This window comes from Syntrophorhabdaceae bacterium (genome assembly GCA_028713955.1).
Classification (GTDB): Bacteria; Desulfobacterota; Syntrophorhabdia; order Syntrophorhabdales; family Syntrophorhabdaceae; genus UBA5609.
The window spans coordinates 1-4,712 of record JAQTNJ010000244.1 but is presented as its reverse complement, the minus strand read 5'-3'; the positions used below and the strand labels follow the sequence as shown (position 1 = coordinate 4,712).

The window sequence follows — 4,712 nt, the reverse complement described above, 5'->3', positions numbered from 1 at the left end:
TCAACAAATATTGAAGAGATCAAACTGGCAAAAAGCCTCGGCATTGAGACAATTGTCATAGACCACCACGAGATGGGAACTGAAATGCCTCCGGCCTTTGCCGTCATCAACCCTAAAAGGGAGGACGCCCGGTTCCCGACGAGAGAGCTTGCTGCCTGCGGGGTCGCATTCTTTTTCCTCCTGGCGCTGCGAAGGGTCATGCATGCCGAAGGGTTGCTCGGGCAGGCCATCAACCTGAAGCAGGAGCTGGATATCGTGGCAGTGGGAACAGTGGGCGACATGGCGCCCCTGACAAAAGACAACAGGATCATGGTAAAACACGGCATGGATATGATGAAAAGAAGACCGCGGGCATGGTACCGGTCTTTCATCAAAAACAAGGTGATGCCCGATAGAAATATCGATGAATACGTATTGAACTTTATCATTGTTCCGAGGATAAACGCATCGGGCAGGGTATCAAGCCCCCGTATATCCCTTGATTTTCTTACTTGCGAAGACGATGAAGATTCGGCTCTGCACCTCAAAAAACTTCAGGAGGCAAACAAAAGGAGGCAGCAGATTGAAAAAGGGATGGTCGATGAGATCGCGGGAATCCTCAAAAAGGACGGTATTGCCGGCAGGAACTCCATTGTTCTTTTTAAGAAGGGCTGGCATATCGGCGTCCTCGGCATAGTCGCACAAAAGATAATGGAGATGCACGGGAAGCCGTCAATTATCATCACAGATGTTGACGGCATCTGGAAGGGCTCCGGCAGGGGCAGTGACGGCACGGATCTCCACGGTACGATATCGTCGCTGTCGGACCTCCTTCTTAAGTTTGGAGGACACAAGTACGCATGCGGCATAACAATCTCTGAAGATAATCTTATCCCTTTCAGGGATGCCTTTGACAATTCTCTCAGCGGTCTTTTAAAAAAAAGCACAAAAACAATACACATCGATACCCATGCCGGATTTGAGGAACTGACGAAAGAACTGATAGAACTGATTGAACAGCTTTCTCCTTTCGGGATCGGGAATCCGAGACCAAACCTTTTGCTGACCCCTTCTTCAATTGCACCGGTAAACAAAGGGCGCGTTAAGATTATTGATCACAACAAGAGGATCTGGTACGGGTACATGCAGGGAAAGGCCGTCATCCCACAGTCCGGGGATGTACGCATCGTGGCGTCCCCTGTCCTGAGACAGGAGAACGGGGAAGCATTCATCAACCTGAACGTAAAACAGTTGTTATAAACCCCTTTCCATCACCTTGCAAACCCATTATAATATATCCCCATGATTGACCCTTTCTATCTTTTGGAGAGATGTGAGCTCTGCCCGCGCCGATGCCGGGTGAACAGGCTGAAAGGGGAGCGTGGGTATTGCGGCGTCGGGGATGAGATCCTCATTGCCTATTACGGACCGCATCATGGAGAAGAGCCGCCGATCTCGGGAACGAACGGCTCCGGGAACATATTCTTTTCCTCCTGCAACCTGAGATGCCTCTTCTGTCAGAACTACCAGATAAGCCATGAGGGGATCGGGAACAGGTTCTCGGTGAAAGAACTCACGGAGATCTTTTTTCAGCTCGAACAGGCAGGCTGTCATAATATCAATCTCGTCAGTCCCACGCCTTATGTCCCCTTTATTGCCCTTGCTGTCAGCGAGGCGAAGCGACGGGGGATAGGGATACCCTTTGTTTATAACACAAACGCATACGAAAACGTGGAAACACTCAGGTTCCTTGACGGGCTTGTGGATGTGTACCTTCCGGATTTTAAATACTGGAGCCCTAAGATCGCGGCGCAGCTCTCCGATTCGCCACTCAGGCAGGGCTACCCGCGTTTTGCCCGGCTTTCCATTATAGAGATGCGGCAACAGGTCGGCAACCTCGCAATACGGGACGGGCTCGCAACAAAAGGTCTGCTCATACGCCATCTCGTTCTCCCCGGAGGCCTCGCGGGTTCAGAAAAGATTATCAGGTGGATCAAGGATATCCTCGGCGCTGATACTTACATAAGCCTTATGTCTCAATACTGCCCGCTCCATGAGGCCGATGCCTACCCGCCCCTGAAAAGAAGAGTAAGACAGGACGAATATGACAGGCTCATTACACTGTTATTGGATAACGGCTTCGAAAATGTCTTTATCCAGGAATTAGACAGCGCGCCGCTCTTTGTGCCGGACTTTCAGAAACCGGAACCTTTTATAGCTGAGAGCCGAGAGCGAAGAGCCGAGAGTGATAAACCCGTAAATAGTGAGGGTTAACATGTGCGAAAGGCAAGACGTCTTTTATGGAATTTGCTTAACGCCTCGTATAGGAATTTATTATATTATAAGCAATGAACTATAGGGCTGTAGCGGTGCTTCGCCCCATGCTCTCAGCTCTACGCTCTCAGCTTGTAAAAGGAGGTACATATGGAATTAAAGACAGTAAAGGTTGATGTGCCCGAAGGGCTCAACATCATTATCGGCCAGTCCCATTTCGTCAAGACCGTCGAGGATATCTACGAGATCCTCGTGGGCTCTTCTCCATCACTCAGGTTCGGCATCGCGTTTTCTGAGGCAAGCGGGCCATGTCTGGTACGGTATGAAGGGAACGACGAAACGCTCATGAAGCTTGCTTGCGAAACATCTTTCTCGCTTTCCTGCGGCCATACCTTTGTCATATTCTTAAAAGATGGGTTCCCCATTAACGTACTAAATGCCTTGAAGGCCTGCCAGGAGGTATGCCACATCATCTGTGCCACGGCCAATTCCCTTCAGGTGATCGTTGCGGAGACAGACCAGGGCGGGGGCATCCTCGGTGTCGTTGACGGTTCAAAACCAAAAGGTATAGAGCAGGAAGAGGACAAAAAGGCACGGAAAGAACTCCTGCGCAGGTTCGGGTACAAATTATCCTGACACTTCATAGCAAACCGGATACTGGATGCTCGATACTCGTCGCTGGTCGCTCGATACTGGTGGGAACCTCGTAAGGTGTGCAGAAGAGCAGAAGGTGAGAGGGTGAGAGGAGCAGAAAACGAAACGCCCGTAAGGCGTGATGCGTGAGGGAACATCTGTTCAACGTTCAATGTTCTACGTTCAAAACCTTACTGTCATCGCGAGGCGAAGCCGTGGCGATCTCAAAAGATGGGATTGCCACGCCCTGCGGGCTCGCAATGACCCCCTGTATCGTCATCCATCTTTTTGCTTCTTACTGTTCACTATCTACTATCGACTGCCTCTAATCAACCATCAGCCAAAAAAGCCTTTTTTGTTTCAGCTGACTGCTGACGGCTATCGACTATTCACCGCCTTTATTACTATCTACTATTCACTATCGACTATTCACCGCCTTTATGCTATTCACCGCCTTTATTGCTATCGACTATTCACTATCGACTATTCACTGCCTTTATGCTATTCACCGCCTTAATACCGGGGCGATATTTTACAGGAAGAGTATTGATTGTGGGTGCCGTATATGGTAATGTTCATCTAAATGGACGATTTCTATAGGATATCAAGGTTGCCGCCTTATGCATTCGGGATTGTTCGGGATTTGATGATCGAGGCGAGAAGAAAGGGTGAGGATATTATCGACCTCGGTATGGGGAACCCCGATATCCCCACTCCGAAGCACATCGTCTCAAAACTCGTGGAGGCAGCGAGGAACCCGAGAAACCACCGCTATTCGGTTACAAGGGGTATCACAAAGTTGAGGGCGGCTATCGCTAACTGGTACAAGAAAAAATACGACGTCGATGTAGACCCTGAGACAGAGATTGTGGTAACCATGGGGGCCAAGGAAGGCCTCGGCCACCTCGTTCTCGCGACGATCAGCCAGGGAGAGGTAGTGATTGTCCCCAATCCCGCGTACCCGATACACTCCTATTCAGTAGTCATTGCCGGAGGCGATCTGAGGACCATACCGATCCTGCCGAGAGAGGAATTCTTCGAAAGACTGAACATCGCCGTTAAAACAACCTGGCCCCAGCCGCGCATGCTCATCATCAGTTTTCCCAACAACCCCACAACAGAGGTGGTGGAGACAGACTTCTTTGAAAAGGTTGTTGCATTTGCAGAGGAACATAACTTAATGGTGGTGCACGACCTTGCATATGCCGACCTGGTCTTTGACGGGTATAAGGCGCCAAGCTTTTTGCAGGTCAAAGGCGCCAAGGATGTCGGCGTTGAATTTTTCTCCCTCTCCAAGAGCTACAGCATGCCGGGATGGAGGGTTGGATTTGCCGTGGGCAATAAGAAAATGATCAATGCCCTCGGCAGGATAAAAAGCTATTTCGATTACGGGGTATTTCAACCCATCCAGATAGCCTCTATCATAGCCCTCAATGAGGGGGACGCCGATGTAAAGGAGATCGTCGAGAAATACAAGGCAAGAAGGGATGCCCTCTGTGAAGGGCTCTACAGATATGGCTGGGAAGTAGAGAAACCCAGTGCAACGATGTTTGTCTGGGCCAGGATCCCTGAACAATTTGTCTCTATGGGTTCCATGGAGTTTTCAAAGCTCCTCCTGGAGGAGGCAAAGGTGGTAACCTCTCCTGGGATCGGCTTCGGTGAGTACGGGGAAGGTTATATACGGTTTGCCCTGATAGAGAACGAACACAGGATCAAGCAGGCAGTAAAGGGAATCAAAAATCTTTTATATTCTTCGAAAAGTAAATGATCGGCGTAGGCATTATAGGTCTCGGTACAGTAGGTGCCGGTACATACAGAATCCTTAC

At 49.8% G+C, this 4,712-nt stretch carries 4 protein-coding genes; all 4 read left to right on the top strand.

All coding sequences use genetic code 11. The features are described 5' to 3' along the window. On the top strand, positions 1-1,239 hold a 1,239-nt coding region (locus tag PHU49_14880; protein MDD5245291.1), incomplete at its 5' end, for a DHHA1 domain-containing protein. Positions 1,240-1,338: 99 nt separating this feature from the next. Beyond that, complete coding sequence (locus PHU49_14875; GenBank protein MDD5245290.1) at positions 1,339-2,253, top strand: radical SAM protein; 915 nt, start codon at positions 1,339-1,341, stop codon at positions 2,251-2,253. Between the two features lie 150 nt (positions 2,254-2,403). Beyond that, positions 2,404-2,889, top strand: a complete 486-nt coding sequence (locus PHU49_14870) for an adenosine-specific kinase (protein MDD5245289.1) — start codon at positions 2,404-2,406, stop codon at positions 2,887-2,889. A gap of 580 nt (positions 2,890-3,469) precedes the next feature. Beyond that, positions 3,470-4,654, top strand: coding sequence for an aminotransferase class I/II-fold pyridoxal phosphate-dependent enzyme (locus tag PHU49_14865; protein MDD5245288.1), 1,185 nt, complete (start codon positions 3,470-3,472; stop codon positions 4,652-4,654). Positions 4,655-4,712 lie beyond the last annotated feature (58 nt).

Coding starts and splice junctions, on each gene's coding strand:
- PHU49_14865 (MDD5245288.1), top strand. CDS start 3,470: ATGGACGATTTCTATAGGATATCAAGGTTGCCGCCTTATGCATTCGGG.
- PHU49_14870 (MDD5245289.1), top strand. CDS start 2,404: ATGGAATTAAAGACAGTAAAGGTTGATGTGCCCGAAGGGCTCAACATC.